The sequence below is a fragment of the Thermosynechococcus sp. PKX95 genome, from assembly GCF_031583295.1.
Classification (GTDB): Bacteria; Cyanobacteriota; Cyanobacteriia; order Thermosynechococcales; family Thermosynechococcaceae; genus Thermosynechococcus.
Genome location: NZ_CP134171.1, coordinates 2,294,908 through 2,317,124, shown reverse-complemented (window position 1 = coordinate 2,317,124; position 22,217 = coordinate 2,294,908). Strand labels below are relative to the sequence as shown.

Genomic DNA, 22,217 nt, shown 5'->3' with positions numbered 1-22,217 from the left:
CATAACCTTGGTGGCGAATAGATGGCGTATGGTAGAACAAACAAGTGAGTGAGGAGAATGAACCATGGGGTGCAAATCATTACCAAGGCTACACAACACCGTCATCACGCTGGCGATCGCCAGTGGATTCACCCTTGGGGCAACACTGATGGTACCCCGCTCGGCCACTGCTCAACCCATGCCCGTCAGCCCAAGCTCCTATAGTTTTACCAGCATTAACCCCCTTCAGGACTATCTCCTGGGTGCAGGGGATGTGCTTTTCATTGAAGTGGTCAACCTGCCACCAACAGTTACTAATCAACGACAATTCACTGTTAATCTCGATGGCTCAGTCACCCTACCTTTGGCAGGGCGCGTCATGGTGGGTGGCTTAACTCTCCCCCAAGCGGAGCAGGTGATTCTGAACGCCTATAGTAAAGTCATGCGCTTTCCAGCAGTAACGGTTACATTGCAGACGCCGCGCCCCATGAAGATTTTAGTGGCAGGTGAGGTGAGCCGTCCAGGCTCCTATGTTGTTCCTTTTACTTCTGTATCAGCTTCTGCCCCCGGTATCGGCCTTTCCGGTGGCTTAACATGGCCTCGCCTGAGCCAAGTCCTTGCTCAAAGCGGTGGAATTACCCAAGAGGCCGATATTCGCAACATTGAGATACGCCGCCAACTGGGGAATGGCCAAACAGCCGTAACCAGAATTAATCTTTGGGAGATGATTCAGTCGGGGGATGCGAACCAAGATATCACGCTGCGCAGTGATGATGTGATTGTGGTGCCCAAGGCGAAGGAAGTGAATGCGGCTGAAGCGGTACGGGTGGCCTCTGCGACGTTTTCGCCACAGGTGATTCGGGTGCAGGTTGTGGGCGAAGTATTGCGACCGGGCTTGGTGGAAGTGCCAGCGAATGCCACGCTCACTCAGGGAATTGGGGCGGCTGGCGGATTCAATGTGCAACGTGCCAATATGTCTAGGGTGACGCTGGTGCGGCTGAATCGCGATGGTACGGTCAGTCGGCGACGGATTCCCTTTAGCTTGGCGGCTCAACCCAATGCCAACAATAATCCTGTGTTGCAACAGGGGGATGTGATTGTGGTGGAACGGTCAGCGCTGACGCAGGTGGGGGATACGATTGGGAATGCCCTGCGGCCTATCGGCGCCTTAGGAACCTTAGGGATTATCATCAATCTATTGAATTAAGAATGGCGTACTACTGATGTCGCTCCCACAAAAGATACCCAATTTACGGGTCGTTGATCGCGAAGCGCGTCCTGCGGGCGATCGCCAGCGAAATCCATCACGGTTCAGCACCAGAAAGAGTTCTCAAAAGGGTGGGCTGCAAGCTTTTAGCGATCGCTGTCGGCGACGGTGGCGACTACTGTCAGGAACGGTTTTACTCTCATTCTTGGTCATGGGGGGGTATGTTTTCTGGCAACCCGAAATGTACGAGGCCTATTTTCGCCTTCTGATGGAACCAGTGAAGGAACCACAGCCTGCGCCAACCCTGACCCCCCGTGATGGCATTGCCAGTACCCTCCCCTCCCCGCCGCCAACCACACCCCCTCCAGTGGATGTGGGGTCGCAGATTCTCGTTCTAGAAAGTGACAAAGTACTAGCTCCCATTGCCCAGAAACTACAACAGCAGTATCCTCATTTGACCACGCGGGTCTTAGCTGAGCATCTGGAAATTCGACCAGTGGTTAGTTCCGCCACAGAGCAACTGCCGACCCAAACAAAAGTACTAGAAGTGGTCTATCGCGATCGCCAGCCAGAAATCGTGACCGCAGTATTAAAGGCCGTGGCAGAGGCGTTTGTTGACTACAGTCAGCGCGATCGCCAAGAACAACTCAATCGCACCCTAGAGCAACTGGACAAAGACATCAATCAGCACCTTACAGAATTAGAGCAACTCCAGCAGCAACTCCAAGCCAGCCAACCCCAAGGCACGAGCCTGCAACCCTCAGAACAACTGCGCTTTTTAACAGAACAGTATCGCCAAATCCATAGCCTGCGCCAAGCGGCTCGCCTGAAGGCCGTGGAAGCCTACGGTCGTTTTCAAGGGTTTCAAGAACAACTCAAGATGACGCCCGCAGAAGCCCTAGCAGCAGCGAACTTAAGTACCTCCCCTGCTTATCAGCAACAACTGGCACGCATTCAAGAACTGGATCAAGAAATTGCCAAGAATCTAGCCATTTTTCGGGAAGGGACACCCGTTATCCAAGCTCTTGAGGAACAGCGGCGAGTTTTGGTGGAGCAATTGCAGGCGATCGCCCGCCAAGTGATTGGTGAGCAATATCAAGTGGACAACCCCACGGCTCTAGGCTTTCAGGGAACAGTGTCACAAACGCTGATTACCAACTACATTACGGCGTGGATTGAATACGAAAACCAGCGGCGCTATGATGCTGAGCTTGCAGCCCCCCAAGCGGCGGTTGCCCAACAATTACAACAACTGAGTAGCCAACTCCCCGCCATTGATCGCCTTGAACATCGGATTCGGACGGCCAACCTCTCCCTTGAGATGCTCAATCAAGCCCGACAGGCAGTGCAACTACAACTGGCGCAGAATCACTTTGCGTGGCAGGTGTTGACGGATTTAGAGAATCCCGCTGTCCAACCCACCTTCCCGCGCTTACTGCTGTTGGTGCTAGGGGCGATCGCCAGCCTTGTGTTGGGGGTTCTGGCTACTTATGTTGCAGATGCAGCCGCCAATACGTTTGTCAGTCCAGCCCAAGTGGAAGATGCCCTCGGCTTGCCCCTCCTTGGCAAAATTCCCAAGGCAACCCCCCAAACCAATCTCCGCTTAGAGCGCGCGGTGAAGGGCAATTCAGGGCTGTGGCAGGTGACTCAAGTCCTACCCTTTGTCGGGGAATGGGTGAAGTTTCAGGAAACCTTTCACCATGTGTTTGCCAACCTCCAGGCCGTGGGTTTGGGGCATTCGTTAGCCGTGATTTCAGCCCTACCCACTGATGGGCGCACCACCGTTGCTCTGCATCTTGCCCTTGCTGCCGCAGGCACGGGGCAGCGGGTTCTGCTGATTGATGGGGATTTACGGCGACCCCAGATTCACCGCTATCTCGGCCTGACGAATGAACAGGGCTTGGCGGATTGGTTAATTCATCGGCGGCACTGGTATAGCGTTGCTCAGGCGCGGCGCGGTCTGGCAATTTTAACCGCTGGTGAGTTGCGGCAACAGCCGATGCGGCTCCTCAGCCAAGACACGCTCAAACAGTTCATGGCTCACCTGAAAAACTATTTTGATCTGGTGATTGTGGATACACCCCCCTTGGCCAACTTTGCTGATGCCAAACTCTGGTCGGGACTGGTGGATCAGACCCTTGTGGTAGTGAATCTGAAGGCACCCCAGCAGCCTGTGCGACTAGCCTTGGCAGATTACAGTTTGGGGCGTGGTAGCGCTCTGGGCGTTGTGGTGAATCTCGCCTAAGGTTAAGCTATTCCTCAAAGAACCAAAGTTCCTTGTTGATACTCTCATCCAGTACTTGGGGGGGGCGTAAGACGAGCAGGAGTTGGCCAAGAATTGGCGCTGTAGGGGGTTCAGGAAACCAAGCCAGTTGGACAGGATCGCTGGCCGCAGGTGCAATCAACAGATAGCGATCGCGATCCCATTCTGGAAGACCACGATCCACTATCAGGAGCACTTGTTCAATGGGGAGTCCCTCAGGCGTAGGCGGTAATTCTGCGGGTAGGTCTGCCACTGGCCAAAGCACCGCGACTGGGTCAACAGCATTCAGGAGAACCTGCCAACTGGGGAGAGCCACGAGGGTCATGGGTTGAGGAACAGCGACTAATTGCAAGGCGCCTGTAGAAGTTAACTGGGGCACTTGATTAAAGGCTGCAGCAGCGAGCGGGGCTGTTCCTGCGACCGGAACGAGGTAGGGCAGGTCTTCAGCGGAATCCAAGCGGTAAAGGGGGAGTCGGGGTTGGCTAGCAGCGGGAACCACGGTAAAGTCCGTCAGCAGTTTTTCAAGCGCTTGGCGACCTGTGGCGGATTCAACAAAGCGAAAGCCTTGGGCAATGAGGCGCGATCGCTGGGCTAAATCGCGTTGCTGCCGCGCCAGTTGCCAATAGTAGCGACCAATGCGATCGCCCACACTCTCACCAAAACCTGCACTCTCATCCTTTTGATAGCTCACGGCCTTGAGGGCACGGCAGACCTCATGAACCGCAGTGACATCCAGTTGTTTCTCAACAATGAGTGTGGCTGCTGCAAGGCGATCGCTCCCTGACAACACCCGCAGTTCATAGAGCAGATCGCTGCCCCGCGTTTGAAAATAGGCACGCACCGCTTCCGGCGCCTCGCGCAGGCTCTGACTCACTTGCAGGGCAATGATCAGTTGATTTTGGTGGATGGGTTCAATGCCCGTGGCCTCAAAAATCGCTTGGGGAGATAGCCCTTGTTTTTGCAGTTGCTGGCATCCGGCTCCCCAATCCTGCCAAGTGCCCTCCTTGCGGCGTAGGCGTTGCAGCACTTCCGTTGTCAGGGCATCCTGTTCTTGACTCATTTAATCACCTCCTATTGACAGGGAAGCATGCTATACAATTGCCTAAGATTGCCTAGCGATCGCGCACCGTTGTCCCTTGGCGTTGAATGGCCAGCACCTCCACCCGTGCCTGCACATCAAACTTTGCCCAAGTCTTCTTGAGGGCAGTGGCAATGGCGGAAGCGGTAACGGGATCCCCGAGGGCTAAAAGCGTGGGTCCTGCGCCACTAATGACCAAACCGTGGGCACCCGCCTCAAGAGCCGCCCTGTGGAGGTCGGTATAGCCTTTGATCAGACTTTGGCGGTAGGGTTGATGCAGGCGATCGCCCAAGGCCAGTTGCAGCCACTCCCGTTGACCCGTTTCCAAACCCCGCAGCAGAGCACCAAGGTGACTGATATTAAAAACTGCATCACCGTAGGTACAGTGGGGGGGCAGCACTTGCCGCGCTGTTTCCGTGGCTAGCTCAAAGTCTGGAATCGCCACAATCGGCACCACATCCTGATCCCAAGGAATCTCTAGCCAATGCCATCCCCCTGCACTCCCTTGGACAGCAAGACGACAGCCCCCTAGCAAGGCCGGCACCACATTATCGGGGTGGCCTTCCATTTCAATGGCCAATTCCAGAACCTCGGTATGACTGAGGGGAAAGCCCGCCAGCCGATTGGCCCCTACTAAGCCGCCAATAATTGCGGTTGCTGAACTGCCGAGGCCCCGTGCGAGGGGAACCCCCAGATCAATCTCTAAATACACAGGTGGGGCTTCACGCCCTAGATATTGATAGAGACGGTGGTAGGCACGATAGACCAAATTGTCGGAGCTACTGCTGACACCGGCTGCCTCAGTGCCCCGCACATTGACATGGGGGCGATCGCTCAAGGAAAAGGTGAACGTATTGGTGAGGGTCAGAGCGGCTCCTAAGCAATCAAACCCCGGACCCAAATTAGCCGTTGTTGCTGGCACAGTCACCACTGTCATCATCGGTTACACTTCCTCCCCGGTACCAAAGGCGCGATCCCCCGCATCCCCTAAGCCAGGCACAATAAAGCCCTGCTCATTCACTGTCTCATCAATCGTGGCTGCATAGACTTGCACTGCGGGAAAATGGGCACCGAGTTTCTGCAAAGCTGGCGGCGCAGTGACCACGGAAATGATTCGCACCAAGGCTGGGTCAATCCCCCGCTGCACCAGTTCCTGCATTGCTGTCATGATTGAACCTCCCGTCGCCAGCATCGGCTCACTAATCAGGACACGGGTTTGCGGGTCAAACTGCGGGGGCAACTTATTGAGATAGCAACTGGGTTCAAGGGTGGCCTCATCCCGCACAATCCCTAAGTGGTACGTCTTTGCTGTCGGTAAGACCCCTTGGGCACCGTCGAGCAAGGCCAAACCCGCCCGCAGAATGGGTACCACCACGACGGGTACTTGCGGATTCACCACCAGCGCTGCACAGGGGGCAAGGGGCGTTTCAACCACTGTTTCCACCGTTGGCAACCATTCCCGCGCCGCCTCATAGGCCAACCAGCGACCTAGTTCTGTCATGGCTACGCGAAACAGAGGGGTGGGCGTGTTGCGATCGCGAGCCACCGTTAGCCAATGTTGAATGAGGGGATGAGGGGGGACATAAATGCGCAATTGGGGGGTCACAGTATCGCTCCAATACGTACCCGGCGAGCTTTCCTATTCTCCACTGAAATCGTCCCTTTTAGACACGGCCAAATCGCCGCTGTCGCTGTTGGTAATCCCGGAGCGCCTCATGGAAAGCAGCGCGGTCAAAATCCGGCCAGAGGGTCTTGGTGACGTAAATTTCTGAATAGGCCACCTGCCACAGCAAAAAGTTACTGACGCGCATCTCGCCACTGGTGCGAATCAACAAATCGGGATCCGGTAGGCCGCCCGTGTACAAATGGCGTTCAAAGAGTACCTCATCAATATCGGCGGGGTCAAGGCGTCCCGCTTTCACTTGGGCTGCAATCGAACGGCAAGCGTGGATAATTTCCCGTCGCCCACCATAGTTGGTTGCCACCACAAATTTAATTTTTTGGTTATTGGCCGTAGCGGTCATCGCTCGCTCAATTTCCGCTTGTAGGGAGTTCGGCAAACACGCCAAGTCACCCACAAAGTGAATTTGCACGCCCTCGGCAACCATTTCCGCCAGCTCCCGCCGCAACACTCGCTCAAAGAGGGTCATCAGAAAATCCACCTCCGGCAGGGGGCGCCCCCAGTTTTCTGTGGAGAAGGCGTAGGCGGTCAGGGCTTCAATGCCCCAATCTTTGCAACAGCGCAGCAGATCCTTGAGGGTGTCCACCCCGCGTTGGTGTCCCATAATTCGCGGTAAATTGCGCTGCTTTGCCCAGCGGCCATTACCATCCATAATCACCGCCACATGGCGAGGTAGGCGATCGCGATCTAGATCTTCGGGTAACTCAATGAGTGAATGGGGCTGTAGCATCATGGACACATCCTATTGGCGGAAATTAGCGCAGTGGCCATACAGTCTTCCAAAATTTTAAGCTGTGCCGACGTTGACGGGGTTGTGAAGTTGCCGTCCCTTGATCCTGCACATATTGCCGCAACAATTCCCCTAGTTTACTGCTTGTGAGGGGACGTTGAAGCTCCCCCTTAAAGGCAAGGGAAATTGACCCCGTTTCCTCAGAGACCACTACACAGACACAGTGGCTAATGCGTTCGGTAATCCCTAGGGCGGCGCGATGGCGAGTGCCCAACTGCCAAGGCCCCGTGCGATCCGAGAGGGGCAGGATCAACTTTGCCGCAATCACTTCAGCCCCCCGCACCCAAATTGCGCCATCGTGCAGGGGGGAACTCACCTGAAAAATTGAGGTAATGAGTTCCGGTGAAAGGCGGGCATTGAGGGCGATCCCTGCATGGGTAAAATCTTGGGGGCTGAGCTTTGTATGGGTTTCCAGCAGAATGAGTGCCCCCGTACGATCTTGAGATAATCCCTTCACGGCCGTCACAATCAAATCAACGGCATCATTGGTCAGGCTCGACTCGGCCACGGGCTGCATAAAGCCGAAAAACTGTCCTCGTCCCAACTGTTCCAGAAAAATGCGAATTTCCGATTGCAGAATAACGGCTAAGGCCACCGCAGAGCCAATCACTAAGTTGTGCAGCACAAAGCTCAAAAACTGTAGCTCAATGGCACGACTGAGGGAGGTTGCCAAAAGGAGGAAGATAAAGCCCCGTATCATCCAGAGGGTTCGCCGCTCGGCCACAACCCGCAAAATAGCGTAGGTTAGGGTCAAGACCAAAACCACATCCACGACTGTTCGCACCTTGGCCAGTGTCTGCGAGGACAGCAGCAGCCACGACAAGTTACCTAGGAGGCTTATCATCCCATCGTGCTCGTCACCTCCTAGGGGGCGGGGGTGCTCAATCGCAGGGGCAAGACATCATGGGCCACCAAATCAGCGTAGGTTTCCCGTTGCAGGATCAGGTTGGCTTCCCCCTCACAGACCACCACCGCCGCCGGCCGGGGCACACGATTGTAGTTGGAGGCCATGCTGTAGTTGTAGGCACCCGTACTGGCCACCACTAAAATATCATTGGCTTGCAGGGGGGGTAGGGTGACTTGGGGCAGCAGAATATCGCCCGATTCGCAGTGCTTACCGGCAACACGCACGGTTTCTGTGGCGGCAGTGGTCATGCGATTGGCACACAGGGCTGTATATTGCGCCTGATAGGTAATCGGTCGTGGATTATCGGACATCCCCCCATCGACAGCGATATAGGTGCGTAGCTCAGGAATCACCTTACGGCTGCCCACCGTGTAGGCCGTCACTGCCGCAGGTCCAACGATGGAGCGACCCGGCTCACAGATGAGTTTGGGTAAGGGAAGATGGCGTTGCTGACAGGCTTGGCTCAGTTGATGACTAATGGCCTTTGTCCAGTGGGCGATCGCCGGCGGGTTATCGGACTCGATGTAGCGAATGCCAAGACCACCCCCCACATTCAGTTCGCGCATGGGTAGCATCGCTTCACGGGCTTGAGCCAGCCAATCCACAAGGACATCACAGAGGTCTAAATGGGGTTGTTCCTCAAAAATCTGTGAGCCAATGTGGGCGTGGAGTCCGACCCAGTCCAGTTCGGGATGCGCCTTAGCAAACTGAAGCAACTCTGGAAACTGTTGCGGGTCAAAGCCAAATTTGCTGTCTAGATGTCCAGTGCGGATATATTCGTGGGTGTGGCATTCAATCCCCGGTGTCAACCGCAACATGACGCGCGGTGGGGTCGAGAGATCATGCTCCTCAACGTAGGCAGCAAGGCGCTCTAGTTCTAGCCAGTTATCGGCAACAATCGTGCAATTGACCTCAAGAGCATAGAGGAGTTCTTGGGGGGACTTGTTATTACCGTGGAAGTAAATGTGGCTGGCGGGGACGCCGGCACTCAAGGCAGTGTAGAGTTCACCCCCGGAGGCCACATCAATCCCCAAGCCTTCACTGTGGGCAAGGGCACAGGTGGCCAAGCAGTTCCAAGCCTTTGAAGCGTAGAGCACCAAAAATTCACCACCGTAGGTCTGCTGGAGGGTGTCTTGGTATTGACGGCAGGCGGTGCGAAAGGTGAACTCATCAAGGATGTAGAGGGGAGAGCCAAACTGAGCCACTAACTCCACCACATCACACCCACCAATGGTGAGATGGCCTCGGGCATTGGTTTGCGCAGTCAGGGGTAAAATTTGTTGATTGGCAGCAAGCGGGGTGGAGATCATGGGTCAGTATCGGCAGAAATTAGGGGAATATAAAGAACAAATCGCTATTCTTAATTCTAGGGGGATTTGGGCGATCGCTCTCTTCATCTGTTGAGTCTCTGCTGAACCTGTAGTTCATCGAACCGTCCCTCAGCTATTTTGCTGCTGTCCCTGTCCAATTGAGGAAAAAGGGGGGTAGCCCTTCTTGGCCGTTGATCACAATCACTTGGGGCACTTGGGCACCGCCTTCACGCCATGCTTCGATCGCTTCCTTTTGCAGCACTAACTGGCCACCCGGAGCTTTGAGGGTTTCGGCAAGGAGGCGTTGGGCTTCCGCTTTCCCTTGGGCACGGTTAATTTCCGCTTGCGCCTGTTGAGCCGCCTCTTGGGCGATATAGACCGCCCGTTGTGCCCGCTGCTCAGCAATTTGCTTATCCTCGACGGCCTTGGAAAATTCCTCCGAAAAGTCAAGGTTAACGACACTGGTATCCAGTACGAGAATGTGGTACTTGGCTAGGCGATCGCCAAGGGCATGATCAAAATCCTCCTTAAGTTCATCCCGCTTGGTAATAGCCTCCTCCGCCGTGCGACGGGCAGCAGCAATTTTGAAGGCCTCTTGGGTCTGGGGAGCAATGATTTTGGCCACGATATTTTCCAAGGTTCCTTGGGTGCGGCGCACATCCACGATGGCCATGGGGTCTAGGCGAAAGTTGATGGCAAAACTGGCGGTAATGTCCTGCAAATCTTTGGTGGCACTTTCCGCTGGCACTTCAAACTTCTGTACAGTTACGTCATAGACATCCACACTGGCAATAAACGGCGGTTTCCAGTGGATGCCCTCGAGGAGGGGAGTATCCTGAGCTTTACCCAAAATACTCAGCACCCCTGCTTGGCCAGGATTAATAATCACCACGGCATTCAAAAGGACAACCAGCAAGACAATGGCGATCGCCACCACTGAGGAGGTGAGCCGCGAACTGAGGAGTTGATTCATGACCCAAGAATTGAATTTCTGCTTTGATTATAGGCGGTGCTTCCCGCCGATCCGGAAGGCAATTCCTTGCTAGAGTACAGATAGTCTGTCATTTGCTGAGCGTCCTATGCGGTTGCCCCTTACTGCTGCCCAAGCGGCCTACTATGGTGATGCCTACTATCGCACCCCACCCCCCGATCTCCCTTCACTGCTGTTGAAGGAGCGGATCGTCTATCTCGGCATGCCTTTGGTGCCAGCGGTTACGGAACTGATCATTGCGGAACTGCTCTATCTGCAATACGACGATCCCGAAAAACCCATCCGCATTTACATTAACTCGACGGGAACCTCCCGCTACGATGGCGAACCCATTGGCTTTGAAACAGAAGCCTTTGCCATCTGCGACACCATGCGCTACATTAAGCCCCCTGTGCATACGATCTGCATTGGTCAAGCGATGGGGATGGCCGCCATGTTGCTCTCAGCAGGGACAAAGGGGTATCGAGCCAGTTTACCCCACGCCACGATTGTTCTGCACCAAACCAAGAGCTATGCCCAAGGACAGGCCACCGATATTCAAATTCGTGCCAAGGAGGTTCTGGCCAATAAGGCAATGATGGTGGAAATTTTGGCGCAAAATACTGGTCAACCCCCCGAACGCATTACCCGCGATATGGATCGGCTGCTTTATATGACGCCGCAAATGGCCAAGGAATACGGCATTATTGACCGCATCCTCGAACCCGAAGCGATGACCAAGAAACTGCCCGCCACTCTCACCTAGTGCAAGACGGCTGCCCAGTCGCGGCCAATGCGAATCGTAATATCCGAAGACAGCACCCCCGTGGAGTTGGCGGATACTCGCCCCATGCCAAGGACAGAACGAATCATTTGCGCAGCCCCAATATCCCCTTGCTGTGCCACAATCTCTGTTTCGGGGGTTTGCTGATACCACTCTTCACTGATGATCACATTGGTATAGCCGTGGTGGGCGAGGAAATCCGCCATGTCTTGGGCAGCGTCACTGCTACCGGAGGCATTTTGCAGCGCAATGCGTAGCGTCCCTGTTTCACGCCACGTATGGTCAACCAGCTTTGAGGGGCGATCGCTAAAGTGCTCAGCAACCACCCGATCAATGCGGTCATAGTCAGGAAGCCAGTAGCTGACCTCATAGCTATCACCACTAAAGCGTCCCGGCAGCAGAATCAAACGCAGGTTGTCTGGCTCAATGCGCAAACTAAATTGGGCGATCGCCATCAGTTCGGCAAAGGTTAAATCCGTATCCACATATTTTTGCAGGACGCTGTAGATTTTCGGCACCTGGGTCAGCATGACGGGATTGGCCAGTTTCTTTTGCAGCGCCTTGATCAGCATTTGCTGCCGCTGGGCACGACCAATATCCCCCAGTTCATCGTAACGAAAGCGAACAAAGCCCTCTGCTTGCTCCCCGTTCAGGGTTTGCAGCCCCGGTTGAAGATCAATGTAAAGTTTTTGGGTGTGATCGGTATAAACCATCCGCTTGGGCACGTTGACCTCGACACCGCCCACCAGATCCACCAATTCTCGAAATGCATCTGTATCAATGCGAATGTAGCGATCAATGGGGGTATAGTTGAGGATTTCGCTGACCACCCGCACCGTTAGATCGACCTCTCCATAAACATTGGCCGCATTAATTTTGTCGATGCCATGTCCGGGAATTTCCACACGGGTATCACGGGGAATACTCAAGACCGTAATCGTGCCATTTTCAGGGTTAAACCGCGCCAGCAGCATCGTATCCGTGCGACCACGGAACCGTTTCGGAGAACCTTCAGGGGCATCCAAGACATTATCCACCCCCAGTACCAAGAGGTTCACTGGCCGACTCATGCCATACTGGAACCCCCGTGTCATCATTTCCAGCCAAGAGGGATCCCGTTGGCCACGATGGTTCGTGCCCTGAAAGGGTGACATCAAAACAAATGTCATGCCCGCAAAGGCAGAAACCAAGGACACACCACTAAAGGCAGCAATCCAGCCTAGGGTACGCCATGGCGAAGGGCGCGATCGCTGACCCTTGCTTTTTTGAGATACTTTTTGCCTTCCCCGACCACCCACAGTAGAACTCACCGATTTACGCTGTTGAACGCCTCTTGCCACAAACTCACTCCCGAAATAAAAACCAATCGTGGGCTAGTCGGGTGGACGCAATCCCTGTCTTTAGTGTAGGGGATTGATTACTGATCCCGCACTTATACCTATTGGACTCCCTCATGGAAGTCTTGTTTCTGTTTTTCGCCCAGTTCCTGAAATTTATGCGCTGGGCATTGGAAATTTTGCCGCTGGCAGCTTAATAGAGCCGCTCAAGGACATAATCGGTCAACTGGCTGAGGGCCTGACGCGGTTCCGACGGAGGCAGCACTTCAAGCGCCGGTAGAGCCGCTTGGGCATATTCCTTGGCTAAATTGCGGGCGTCTTCAATGGCACCACTTTGGCGCACTAGGTTGAGGGCGGTTTCCAAATCCCCTTCTTCACTAAACTCTCGCTCAATGAGGGTATGCAAGTAGGGCGCTTTGGGTAGGGCAAAGAGAACCGGTGCAGTTAGGTTGCCATCCCGCAGATCTGAGCCAGCGGGTTTCCCTAGTTCTGCGGTGGAGCGGGTGAAGTCAAGGATGTCATCGACGATTTGAAAGGCTAGACCCAAATTTTTGCCGTAGGTGTACATGGCCTCGATGGTTTCTGGCGGCGCTTCACTGAGAACCGCTGCCGCCTTGGCACTGTTGGCAATGAGGGAAGCCGTCTTGTAGTAGGTTTTCAGTAGATAGTCGTCTAGGGTAATGCTGGTGTCAAAGCGGTTAAAGCCTTGGCGAATTTCCCCTTCAGCAAAGTCTTTGATCACTTGGGAGAGGAGCTTCACCACTTGCAGGTTATCCAAATCCGCTAAGTACCAAGAGGCTTGGGCAAAGAGAAAGTCTCCTGCTTGAATGGCCACCCGATTGCCAAAAACACTGTTGACCGTGGGCACACCGCGCCGTAGTTGCGCTTGATCCACCACATCATCGTGAAAGAGACTGGCGGTATGAATCATTTCCGTAATTTCTGCCAAGCGGCAGTGCCGGGGAGTAATCCCCTGATCGGGCAGCGTGGCTCGCGACACCAAAAAGACAATGGCGGGTCGAATGCGCTTTCCACTGGCAGCAAAAAGATGTTCGGCGGCAGCAGAGAGTACGGCGTGTTGTGCTCCAATCAGTGCCTTCAGGTTCTCCGTTAGTACACAGAGATCCGCTTCGACAGGTGAAAAAAGAGAGGTTACCGAAGTCATGGACGGGCTGGCCGCAGAAGTTACGAAATTTTACAGAATCCTAGTTGTATTCTAAGCGAACCCTCCAATCTTGGGTAAGGGTTCCGATGAATTTTCAGCTAGGCTCAAAATTGAGAGCCACCCCGCTCGTAGGGTCAAACAGATAAAGATGACGAGCCTGCAACTGGAGAGGGTCACCCATTTGAGGGATTTGGTGATTAGGGGCTAACCACAGCAGTTCTTGGGAACTATCCATGAGGCGACAGCGGACAATGGCTTCGCGGCCTAGGGGTTCAACGAGGGTGGCGATCGCCCTTAAGCCCTTCTCACTGATGGACAAATGCTCTGGGCGAATGCCCACGGTGAGGGGTTGTTCACTTTTTAGCGGCCAATGGGGGGTGTCTGGACAGGGCAAGGGCTGCTGCGCTAGCCACAGGCGGCTGCCATCCCAGCGAGCGGGCAGTAAATTCATCGGCGGGGTGCCCAAAAATCGCGCCACCATGGTATTGGCGGGTTTGTCGTAGAGATCAGCAGGGGTGCCAATTTGCTGGATTTGACCGCGATCCAGTACCACAATGCGATCGCCAAGGGTCATGGCCTCCACTTGATCATGGGTGACATAGAGGGTGGTAATGCCCAGTTGTTGATGTAATTGTTTCAGTTCAGCACGGGTTTGTTCCCGCAATTGGGCATCAAGGTTGGAGAGGGGTTCATCGAGGAGAAACACTTGGGGCGATCGCGCCAAGGCCCTTCCCAAGGCCACCCGCTGTTGCTGACCACCGGAGAGTTGACGCGGTTTGCGCTGCAGCAGGGACTCAATCCCCAGTAGCTTAGCCACTTGAAGAATCCGTTGCTGCCGTGTGGCCGGATCAACACCGCGCATTTTCAGACCAAAGCCAAGGTTTTCGGCCACGGTCATGTGGGGATAGAGGGCATAGTTCTGAAAGACCATTGCCACATCGCGATCGCGCCCACTCAGGCCATTGACACAGGTATCGCCAATGGAGATCTCCCCACTGGTGGGCTGCTCTAGACCAGCAATAAGCCGCAACAGGGTAGATTTACCACAACCCGAAGGCCCGACAATCACCCAAAGCGCCCCTGCGGGCACAGTTAGAGAGAGTGGACCAATTCCCACTCCTGGAGCAAATCGCCGCGTGACTCCCTCTAAGCGCAGTGTTGCCGCCACAACCTATCGCCAGCCCACCCACGTAAAGAAATCTTGGCCAGTGACCCACTCCAGCACCAGCAGGGCAATAAAGCCAACCATGGCAAAGCGGCCATTGATCAGCTCCGCATAGCGCGACCAACCAAATTGCGGGGTCAAATCATCAGGTGTTGGTTCACTCATGGTGTTTAGGTATGCAAAACAACTTCTTTAGCTTGGCATAGAGCCTTCACTTTGTACTCACATTTTAGAAGACGGCTGTTTCTGCTGTAGGGCGGTGATCACTGCCTTAATTTGGGCTTGACCAGCAGACTTTGCAAATCGCAGCGGAAACTTACCCCGTCGCAATAACCGCCAGCCCAAGGGGGCAAGGCTTGCCACACCCTTGAGATCTCGAAAACGATTGCCCACTACTTGGAGGCCAAATTGTCGCTCATCCACCCAGCCGCCTTCTTTCACCAGTTTCAAGAGCACTTGCCGATGGCGGAGGGGTCGCTCTTCATTGCGGCTTGCCCCTGTTGAGCGGGCTAAAATGGCCTGCTTGATCTCACTAATGCGATCGAGGGGTTGTACGCCCACGGGACACACGGTGTTGCAATTAAAACAACGGGTACAGCCCCACACGCCACTGGTGGTAGTGTTGTATTGGTCTAGGCGTTGGTCAGTTTCGCTATCGCGGGTATCAGCCACAAGGCGAGCTGCTTTGGCAAGGGCATGGGGGCCAACAAAGTCGGGATTCACTTCCACCGCATTACAGGCACCGTAGCAGGCACCACAGAGAATACAGTTGCCAGAGGCATTGAGTTTGGCGCGATCGCTGGGGGATTGCAGAAACTCCCGCTCAGGCACTTGCCGTGCCGCTGTACTCACGTAAGGATTAACGGCTGAAAGTTTTTGCCAAAAATCGCTCATGTCCACGACAAGGTCTTTGAGGACAGGCAAATTCCCCAAGGGAGCGATCGCAATTTGGTTGGGCACAGGACTATTGGCCAACTCGGCGCGAATACTTTGTTGACAGGCAAGGGCAGAACGACCATTAATGGTCATCGCGCAACTGCCGCAGATGGTGTTTCGACAATTCTTGCGAAAGCTGAGGCTACCGTCGTGGTATCCCTTGATTTGAATGAGGGCATCAAGAATGGTGAGGGAAGGATCAATCTCTAGTTCAAAGGTTTGCCAATAGGCGCTCTTGTTGGGTGCTTGGCGACGAATCGTCAACTGAATTGTCATATGCTGGCGTCAGCCCAGTGTAGTTTCCAGTGTATAGCAAGCACTGCGGCGATGATGAAAGTTGCAAAATCCCTACTTTACTTTCTGATCACAGGCCTCCTAGAGCTGGGGGGAGCCTATCTTGTCTGGCTGTGGCTACGGGAGCATAAAAGCATTGGGTATGCCTTAGCGGGGGCGATCGTCCTTTTTATGTATGGCATGGTACCGACGCTGCAACCTGCGCATTTCGGTCGTGTTCAGGCTGCCTATAGTGGCATTTTCCTGCTGGTGGCTCTGTTTTGGGGTTGGGGAATTGATAAGGTGCGCCCCGATAAGTTTGATTTGCTCGGTGCTGGGGTTGCCCTCCTAGGAACGCTGATTATCATGTACGCGCCAAGAAGCCATTGACAGCGTCGCGATCGCCCCAAGGTCACTCTATAAGCTGGGCTTATTTAATCTATTTGAAAGTAATGTTTATTAAATGTGTGTGTTGCTGAAGAATTTACTATAGAGTAAGGCAAGCAAATCAAAAAGCTTGAATAGATAAAAGACTATATTTGCGCCGTTGACCGACGGATGCAGGGGTGGCGATCGCCCAAATAGTCTTCTATCAACTTCAACATCTACAGCCCCATGGATAGCCCCTGATAATTAAGGAGGAATAGTACTGTGGATTTTCTCGGTCAGTTTTTGCAAGATTTTGTCAAGCAATTACAGTCGCCTACCCTTGGCTTCTTGCTGGGGGGCATGGTCATTGCAGCGCTGGGCAGTCAACTTCAGATTCCCGATGCCATCTATAAGTTCATTATTTTTATGTTGCTAATGAAAGTCGGCCTCAGCGGTGGGATTGCGATTCGCAGTTCCAACCTACAGGAGATGCTCTTGCCAGCACTCTTTGCTGTGGCGATGGGGATTCTCATTGTATTTATTGGCCGTTATACCTTAGCAAAGCTTCCGAAGGTCAAAACCGTGGACGCGATCGCTACCGCAGGTTTATTTGGGGCTGTGAGTGGTTCGACCATGGCAGCAGCGCTAACGGCTCTGGAGGCGCAGAAAATTAGCTATGAACCTTGGGCACCCGCACTGTATCCGTTCATGGATATTCCGGCTCTGGTGACAGCCATTGTCGTTGCCAGCATTTACCTCAAGAAAAAACAGGAGAAAAAGGCGCCGGCTTCCCTCAGTGCCGTTGGTGCCTATGCGGGTGCAAGGAGCGCCACAGGTTATGCTGGGAGCACGAGTGAGTACCCCAGCAGTGCCAGTGAGTACCGCAGTCAACAAAGCAAACGAGTCAGAATCTGGCCGATTGTCAAAGAAAGTCTGCAAGGAGCAGCCCTTTCGGCACTGCTGCTGGGTGTTGCTTTGGGCATCTTTACCCGTCCCGACAGTGTCTATGAGAGTTTTTACAACCCTCTGTTTCGCGGTTTACTCTCGGTGTTGATGCTCGTTATGGGGATGGAGGCTTGGTCACGCTTGGGTGAGTTGCGTAAAGTTGCTCAATGGTATGTGGTCTATGCCGTGGTGGCGCCCCTCGTTCATGGCCTGATTGCCTTTGGTTTGGGAATGATTGCCCACTATGTCACTGGCTTTAGCCTTGGGGGTGTGGTGATTCTAGCCGTGATTGCCTGCTCTAGTTCCGATATTTCTGGGCCGCCAACATTACGGGCAGGGATTCCCTCCGCTAACCCTTCCGCCTATATTGGTGCTTCCACCGCGATCGGGACTCCCATTGCCATCGGCCTAGGAATTCCGCTTTACCTTGGCCTTGCCCAAGCAATCATGGGCGGCAGCTAGTGACCCAAACGCGCCAATTTCACTCAAGGAGGAACTCAGAATGGCCAAGCCAGCAAAGAAGCTCGTGATTGTGACCGAGAAGATTCTCTTGAAAAAAATTGCCCAAATCATTGATGAGGCCGGGGCGACTGGCTACACCGTGATGGAAACCGGCGGCAAAGGGAGTCGCAATGTGCGCTCCTCTGGTCAACCCAGCGTTTCCGATACCCAAGCCAATATCAAGTTTGAGGTACTCACCCAGACACGGGAAATGGCCGAAAAAATTGTGGATCGGGTGGCAGTCGAGTTTTTCAACGACTATGCAGGCATTGCTTACATCTACGATGCCGAAGTGTTGTACGCCCACAGCTTTTGTGGTCCTGAGGGTTGCTGAAATTTCTGGGGCTTGACAAGACGCCCCCTAATTTTCTAAGCTAAGAATCTGTTGCGGGTATAGCTCAGTGGTAGAGCGCAACCTTGCCAAGGTTGATGTCGCGCGTTCGAATCGCGTTACCCGCTTTTGAAATAGCAAGCGATCGCCCTCTTTTTTTGAAAAGCACTTAGCTCTTTGCTAATCGGTATCAGCATGAAAATAGCGGTAAATTTTTTCCGCTAGACGGGGGCCGACCCCATGTACCTGCGCCAACTGTTCGGGCGTGGCCATGCGGATGTAGTCAATGGAACGAAAGGTGGCGAGGAGTTCCTTTTGGCGTTGATAGCCCAAGCCGGGAATTTGGTCGAGGTGCGATCGCCGTTGGCGTTGGGCGCGTTTTTGACGGTGGAAGTTCAGGGCAAAGCGGTGAGCCTCATCGCGGACGCGGCGTAGCAATTGCACCCCCGGTTGCTCTGGATCGGTCGGCAGAGGCTGGCGGTGGTGGGGTAGGAAAATCTCCTCCCGCTGTTTGGCCAAGCTGAGAAGGGTGAGATCGTCTAGGAGTGGCTCCAACACCTGAACCACGGCGGACAGTTGCCCCTTGCCGCCATCAATAAGGACAATATCTGGCCAGTCATCAGCCTCTGGAGGGTCACCCTTGCCCTCAAGGTAGGGGGCAAAGCGGCGGCGGAGAATCTCAGCAAGACTGGCAAAGTCGTCGGAGTGGCCAAGTTTTACTTCAGGGTTGCGGATGTTGTAGTGGCGATAGTGCTGCTTGGCGGGCAAGCCATCAATAAAGACAACCCGTGAGGCCACGGCGTCAGACCCTTGAATGTGGGAAATGTCGTAGCCCTCAATGCGGTGGGGCAGGGTGTCAAGGCCAAGGAGTTGGGCTAAATCTTCAAGAGCCGTTTGGGTGCGATCGCTGGCCTGTTGAATGCGTGCGAGTTCCAGTTCGGCATTTCGCTGCACCATGGCAATCAGTTCGGCTTTTGCTTGGCGTTGGGGGACAGTGAGGGTGACGGCGCGGCCTTTCTTTTCGCTCAGGTATGTGCGCAGCAGATCCGCCTCGGGGAGGGGATGTTGCAGCAAAATTTCACTGGGAATTTCTACATCATCCACTTGGGCATAGTGTTCTTCAAGCACCCGTTGCAAAATCGTGCCCACACTGCCACTTTGAGCATCGGCAACAAAAGCCAAACGTCCCACCAAGCGACCCGCACGAATTTGAAAGAGTTGAATGGCAGCATGGCGATCGCCGAGGGCAAGGGCAATGGCATCCCGTGACACCGTATCGTCCGGCAAGGACACCTTTTGATCCACTCCTAAATGCTCAAGGCCACGAATTTGATCCCGTAGTCGTGCCGCCAGTTCAAAATTCAGATCCGCCGCCGCTTGCGCCATTTGTGCTTGGAGCTGTGCCACGAGTTCCCCTGTGCGTCCCTGAAAGATCATGGCCACCTTGTGCAGCGTTTGCCGATACTCCTGCGGTGAAATCAGCCCTTGGCAGACCCCCGGACAGCGGCCAATGTCATAGTTCAGACAGGGGCGATCCTTAAAGAGGGGGCGGGGACGTTGCCGCAGCGGAAAAAGCCGCTTCACAAGGGCAAGGGTTTGGCGCAGGCGAAAGCTATCGACATAGGGGCCATAGTAGCGATCCTTGGGGGAATCACTGCGAGTATCGCCGACATTACCCAATTGGCGTTTGCGGGTAATGAAAATGCGGGGGTAGGGTTCTGACCACGTAATACAGACGTAGGGATATTTCTTGTCATCCTTGAGGAGAACGTTGAAGTGGGGCTGATGCTGCTTGATTAAATTGGCTTCGAGGGCAAGGGCCTCGGCTTCCGTATCGGTGACGATGAATTCAATGTCCGCCACCTGATAGACCATTAATTCAAGGCGCGGCCCCAGTTGGGCTGGCTCACGAAAATAGGAGCGCACCCGCGATCGCAGGCGTTTGGACTTGCCAATGTAGAGAATTTGATCCGTCTTGTCCTTGAAAAAATAAACGCCGGGAGTCAAGGGCAGTTGCCGCAAGATCTGTTCCAAGCGATCGCGATCCTGAATCAAGGGCTGAAGCATGCTGCCACCTCCCCTAGAGCTTTGCCGCTGTGGCTCCTAACCAAGCCTCCAAATGTGCCCGCTGACTCGGCGTGGCATCGGCACGGCACTGCACCTGATAGCGGGGCTGAGGGTCTCCCAACATCAATGTTCCTGAGTACAATTGCTGATCATGGAACCATGTCAAGTGAATCGTCTCTCCCACTGGGTATTCCCGCAATCGCTCTGACCAGTCCTCCGCCTTGACGCGCCACCCATTGAGGGCAATGATTTCATCCCCAGCCACCAAGCCTGCCTGTTCAGCCGGGGAGTTCCGCAGCACTGCCTTGATTTGCAGAGCGCCGTGTTCCTGCTTGAACTGAAGTCCCGTATAGGGAAGCGCGTCTTGGGGAACTAGTTCCAGCCCGACTTTGCCCAACCACTCCTGAAGGGGGAGTTCTACGGTTCCCTCAATGAACTGCTCGTGCCATGCCGCCAAGTTTTCATCGGCAACGGTTTCAATCGTTTCCCACAGCTCATCGGGGGTATAGCCCTGACCTGTCTCGCAATACTGCTGCCACAACCGCCGCAGGACATCGAGGAGCGATCGCTGGTGATTAAAATTAAGGCGAATCCGCAAATCCAGCAACAGTGCCACCAACTCCCCTTTGAGGTAGTAGGACATCTGCGAATTGATGCTATTTTCGTCGGGGCGATAGAGCTTAATCCAAGCATCAAAACTAGCAGCACTCAGGGATTGCACCCAACGACCGGGGGTATGTAGGTAGCGATTGAGGCTTTCGCTCAGTAGTTTAAGATAGGCCTCTGCATCAAAGCATTCTGCCCATAGGGGAATCAGTTGATCGAAATAACTGGTCACTCCCTCTGCAAACCAAAGGCTGGTGGTGTAATTCTCACTGTCGTAGTCAAAGACCTCGAAGGCTTGGGGTCGAATCCGCTTGACATTCCAGAGGTGGAAAAACTCATGGGCCACTAAACAGAGGAAGCGGCGATACTGCTCCGCTTGCTGAAAGCCAAAGCGATGGAAGATCAACGAGCAGCTATTGAGATGCTCCAGACCGCCGTAGCCCTTGTGGGTAAGGTGCAAAATAAAGACATAGCGATCGTAGGGCAGGCCGCCAAAGAGACTTGCCTCGGTGGCAATGATCCGCTGCATATCGGCGATCGCCCGCTGCGGCTCAAAATTGCCCTTGCCCCACACCGCCAATTCATGGGGTTTACCGTCCACCTCAAAGGCATAAACAGGGTGGGTACCCACCTCAAAGGGGCTATCCACCAGCAGATCGTAATTTGCTGCCCAAAAGGTGAAGCCATCCTCGCCAAAGGGTTCAAGCGGAGTCGTCACCCGCCAGTCCGGCGGTGCCACAATCGTTACTGTTAGGGGCTGATCGCGATATTCTGGCACATAGAGGCAGACCGCTGCCGGATTGAAGTAGGCATGGCTGCTATCAAAGTGGTTTGTGCGTACCGAGAGTTCATGGGCATAGATGGCATAGCGCACTTCCAGTTCTTGACCGGGGGTGCAAGCCACCTGCCACTGATTTTTACAACACTTCCACCACTCAAGAGGAGTGTCGTCAGCGGCCGTTACCGTAAAGTCCTGAAGATGCCGCGCATATTCGCGCACAAGGTAGGAACCCGGCGTCCACACCGGTAAGTGCAGATCAAGAACATCGGTTTGCGGTGCCGTTAGCCGCAGCGTTACCCATAAAAGATGAGTGTGCCCCTGCTGGCAGTTGATTCTGTAGGCCATGGCAGGGGGCTGAAGAGAAGACTCAGAGGGGGAAGGATGAATGATCGTATGCGTCATACCCCTCAGTGTAGTGAACTTTGGCGACGCTTACAATTTCACTTCAATATCTACGCCCGCCGGCAAGTCCAACTTCATCAGGGCATCAATCGTTTTCGGTGAAGGTTGGTAAATGTCGAGTATGCGACGGTGGGTACGGGTTTCAAAATGCTCCCGTGAGTCCTTGTCCACGTGGGGCGATCGCAGAACGCAGTAAATTCGACGGCGAGTGGGTAGGGGAATTGGGCCAACGGGGGAAGCGCCGGTTCTTTTTGCAGTATCGACAATGCGATCGCAGGAAGTATCGAGCAAGCGATGATCAAAGGCCTTAAGGCGAATACGAATTTTCTGTTGTAGAGCAGCCATAGGAATCTTCCTTACTTGTCAAGGT

21 protein-coding genes and 1 tRNA gene are annotated in these 22,217 nt (G+C 54.2%); 7 read left to right on the top strand and 15 right to left on the bottom strand.

Translation table 11 applies throughout. The features are described 5' to 3' along the window. Positions 1 to 64: 64 nt before the first annotated feature. The gene (locus tag RHH81_RS11380) at positions 65 to 1,186 is read left to right on the top strand and encodes a polysaccharide biosynthesis/export family protein (RefSeq protein ID WP_302678347.1); all 1,122 of its coding nucleotides are present in this window, start codon (positions 65 to 67) and stop codon (positions 1,184 to 1,186) included. Positions 1,187 to 1,202: 16 nt separating this feature from the next. Continuing rightward, entirely contained in the window at positions 1,203 to 3,431 is a 2,229-nt protein-coding gene (locus tag RHH81_RS11375) for an AAA family ATPase (RefSeq protein ID WP_310743070.1), read from the top strand. Between the two features lie 7 nt (positions 3,432 to 3,438). Here RHH81_RS11375 and RHH81_RS11370 read toward each other — a convergent pair whose 3' ends face one another. The 7 genes from RHH81_RS11370 to RHH81_RS11340 all read right to left on the bottom strand — a co-directional run bounded on the left by RHH81_RS11370 (position 3,439) and on the right by RHH81_RS11340 (position 10,188). Continuing rightward, positions 3,439 to 4,509 (bottom strand): RuBisCO accumulation factor 1, encoded by a 1,071-nt coding sequence (locus tag RHH81_RS11370; RefSeq protein WP_310453609.1) that lies wholly within the window; start codon positions 4,507 to 4,509, stop codon positions 3,439 to 3,441. 52 nt (positions 4,510 to 4,561) lie between these two features. Then, entirely contained in the window at positions 4,562 to 5,467 is a 906-nt protein-coding gene (gene thrB, locus RHH81_RS11365; RefSeq protein ID WP_310743069.1) for a homoserine kinase, read from the bottom strand. Between the two features lie 3 nt (positions 5,468 to 5,470). After that, complete coding sequence (upp, locus tag RHH81_RS11360; protein ID WP_149819559.1) at positions 5,471 to 6,133, bottom strand: uracil phosphoribosyltransferase; 663 nt, start codon at positions 6,131 to 6,133, stop codon at positions 5,471 to 5,473. 58 nt (positions 6,134 to 6,191) lie between these two features. Further along, positions 6,192 to 6,941 (bottom strand): polyprenyl diphosphate synthase, encoded by a 750-nt coding sequence (gene uppS, locus RHH81_RS11355; RefSeq protein WP_310453608.1) that lies wholly within the window; start codon positions 6,939 to 6,941, stop codon positions 6,192 to 6,194. 22 nt (positions 6,942 to 6,963) lie between these two features. Next, complete coding sequence (gene cdaA / locus RHH81_RS11350) at positions 6,964 to 7,842, bottom strand: diadenylate cyclase CdaA (RefSeq protein WP_206200259.1); 879 nt, start codon at positions 7,840 to 7,842, stop codon at positions 6,964 to 6,966. A gap of 20 nt (positions 7,843 to 7,862) precedes the next feature. After that, positions 7,863 to 9,215, bottom strand: coding sequence for a diaminopimelate decarboxylase (gene lysA, locus RHH81_RS11345; protein ID WP_206200258.1), 1,353 nt, complete (start codon positions 9,213 to 9,215; stop codon positions 7,863 to 7,865). 133 nt (positions 9,216 to 9,348) lie between these two features. Continuing rightward, positions 9,349 to 10,188 carry a prohibitin family protein gene (locus tag RHH81_RS11340; protein ID WP_206200257.1) on the bottom strand — a complete coding sequence of 280 codons (840 nt, stop codon included), beginning with the start codon at positions 10,186 to 10,188 and terminating at the stop codon, positions 9,349 to 9,351. 106 nt (positions 10,189 to 10,294) lie between these two features. On the opposite strand from RHH81_RS11340, the gene RHH81_RS11335 reads away from it, so the two are divergent. Beyond that, the gene (locus tag RHH81_RS11335; protein WP_206200256.1) at positions 10,295 to 10,951 is read left to right on the top strand and encodes an ATP-dependent Clp protease proteolytic subunit; all 657 of its coding nucleotides are present in this window, start codon (positions 10,295 to 10,297) and stop codon (positions 10,949 to 10,951) included. Here the strand turns inward: RHH81_RS11335 and RHH81_RS11330 are convergent. From RHH81_RS11330 to RHH81_RS11310, 5 genes are all read right to left on the bottom strand, one after another. After that, entirely contained in the window at positions 10,948 to 12,309 is a 1,362-nt protein-coding gene (locus RHH81_RS11330; protein WP_206200255.1) for an LCP family protein, read from the bottom strand. The genes RHH81_RS11335 and RHH81_RS11330 overlap by 4 nt on opposite strands. Before the next feature lie 190 nt (positions 12,310 to 12,499). Further along, positions 12,500 to 13,471: a solanesyl diphosphate synthase gene (sds, locus tag RHH81_RS11325; protein WP_011057594.1), complete on the bottom strand. Its 972-nt coding sequence runs from the start codon at positions 13,469 to 13,471 to the stop codon at positions 12,500 to 12,502. A 94-nt stretch (positions 13,472 to 13,565) separates the two neighbouring features. Further along, positions 13,566 to 14,639 (bottom strand): ATP-binding cassette domain-containing protein, encoded by a 1,074-nt coding sequence (locus RHH81_RS11320; protein ID WP_310743068.1) that lies wholly within the window; start codon positions 14,637 to 14,639, stop codon positions 13,566 to 13,568. Between the two features lie 3 nt (positions 14,640 to 14,642). Further along, positions 14,643 to 14,801, bottom strand: coding sequence for a chlorophyll a/b-binding protein (locus tag RHH81_RS11315; RefSeq protein ID WP_206200252.1), 159 nt, complete (start codon positions 14,799 to 14,801; stop codon positions 14,643 to 14,645). Positions 14,802 to 14,858: 57 nt separating this feature from the next. Then, the gene (locus tag RHH81_RS11310; RefSeq protein WP_310743067.1) at positions 14,859 to 15,848 is read right to left on the bottom strand and encodes a succinate dehydrogenase/fumarate reductase iron-sulfur subunit; all 990 of its coding nucleotides are present in this window, start codon (positions 15,846 to 15,848) and stop codon (positions 14,859 to 14,861) included. Between the two features lie 54 nt (positions 15,849 to 15,902). On the opposite strand from RHH81_RS11310, the gene RHH81_RS11305 reads away from it, so the two are divergent. The 4 genes from RHH81_RS11305 (at position 15,903) to RHH81_RS11290 (ending at position 18,119) form a co-directional block, all read left to right on the top strand. Continuing rightward, complete coding sequence (locus RHH81_RS11305; protein ID WP_315863381.1) at positions 15,903 to 16,235, top strand: YnfA family protein; 333 nt, start codon at positions 15,903 to 15,905, stop codon at positions 16,233 to 16,235. A gap of 261 nt (positions 16,236 to 16,496) precedes the next feature. After that, positions 16,497 to 17,621 (top strand): sodium-dependent bicarbonate transport family permease, encoded by a 1,125-nt coding sequence (locus RHH81_RS11300; protein ID WP_310743065.1) that lies wholly within the window; start codon positions 16,497 to 16,499, stop codon positions 17,619 to 17,621. Between the two features lie 40 nt (positions 17,622 to 17,661). Next, complete coding sequence (locus RHH81_RS11295) at positions 17,662 to 17,994, top strand: P-II family nitrogen regulator (protein ID WP_181494899.1); 333 nt, start codon at positions 17,662 to 17,664, stop codon at positions 17,992 to 17,994. 53 nt (positions 17,995 to 18,047) lie between these two features. Continuing rightward, positions 18,048 to 18,119 (top strand) — tRNA-Gly (locus tag RHH81_RS11290). A 52-nt stretch (positions 18,120 to 18,171) separates the two neighbouring features. Here RHH81_RS11290 and uvrC read toward each other — a convergent pair. The 3 genes from uvrC to rpsJ are packed head-to-tail and all read right to left on the bottom strand — an operon-like array spanning position 18,172 to position 22,192. Next, a complete protein-coding gene (gene uvrC, locus RHH81_RS11285) occupies positions 18,172 to 20,058 on the bottom strand; it encodes an excinuclease ABC subunit UvrC (protein ID WP_310743064.1) in 1,887 nt (628 codons plus the stop codon). Between the two features lie 13 nt (positions 20,059 to 20,071). After that, complete coding sequence (locus tag RHH81_RS11280; protein WP_310743063.1) at positions 20,072 to 21,847, bottom strand: PDZ domain-containing protein; 1,776 nt, start codon at positions 21,845 to 21,847, stop codon at positions 20,072 to 20,074. Between the two features lie 30 nt (positions 21,848 to 21,877). Continuing rightward, positions 21,878 to 22,192 (bottom strand): 30S ribosomal protein S10, encoded by a 315-nt coding sequence (rpsJ, locus tag RHH81_RS11275; RefSeq protein ID WP_149819531.1) that lies wholly within the window; start codon positions 22,190 to 22,192, stop codon positions 21,878 to 21,880. Between the last annotated feature and the right edge of the window lie 25 nt (positions 22,193 to 22,217).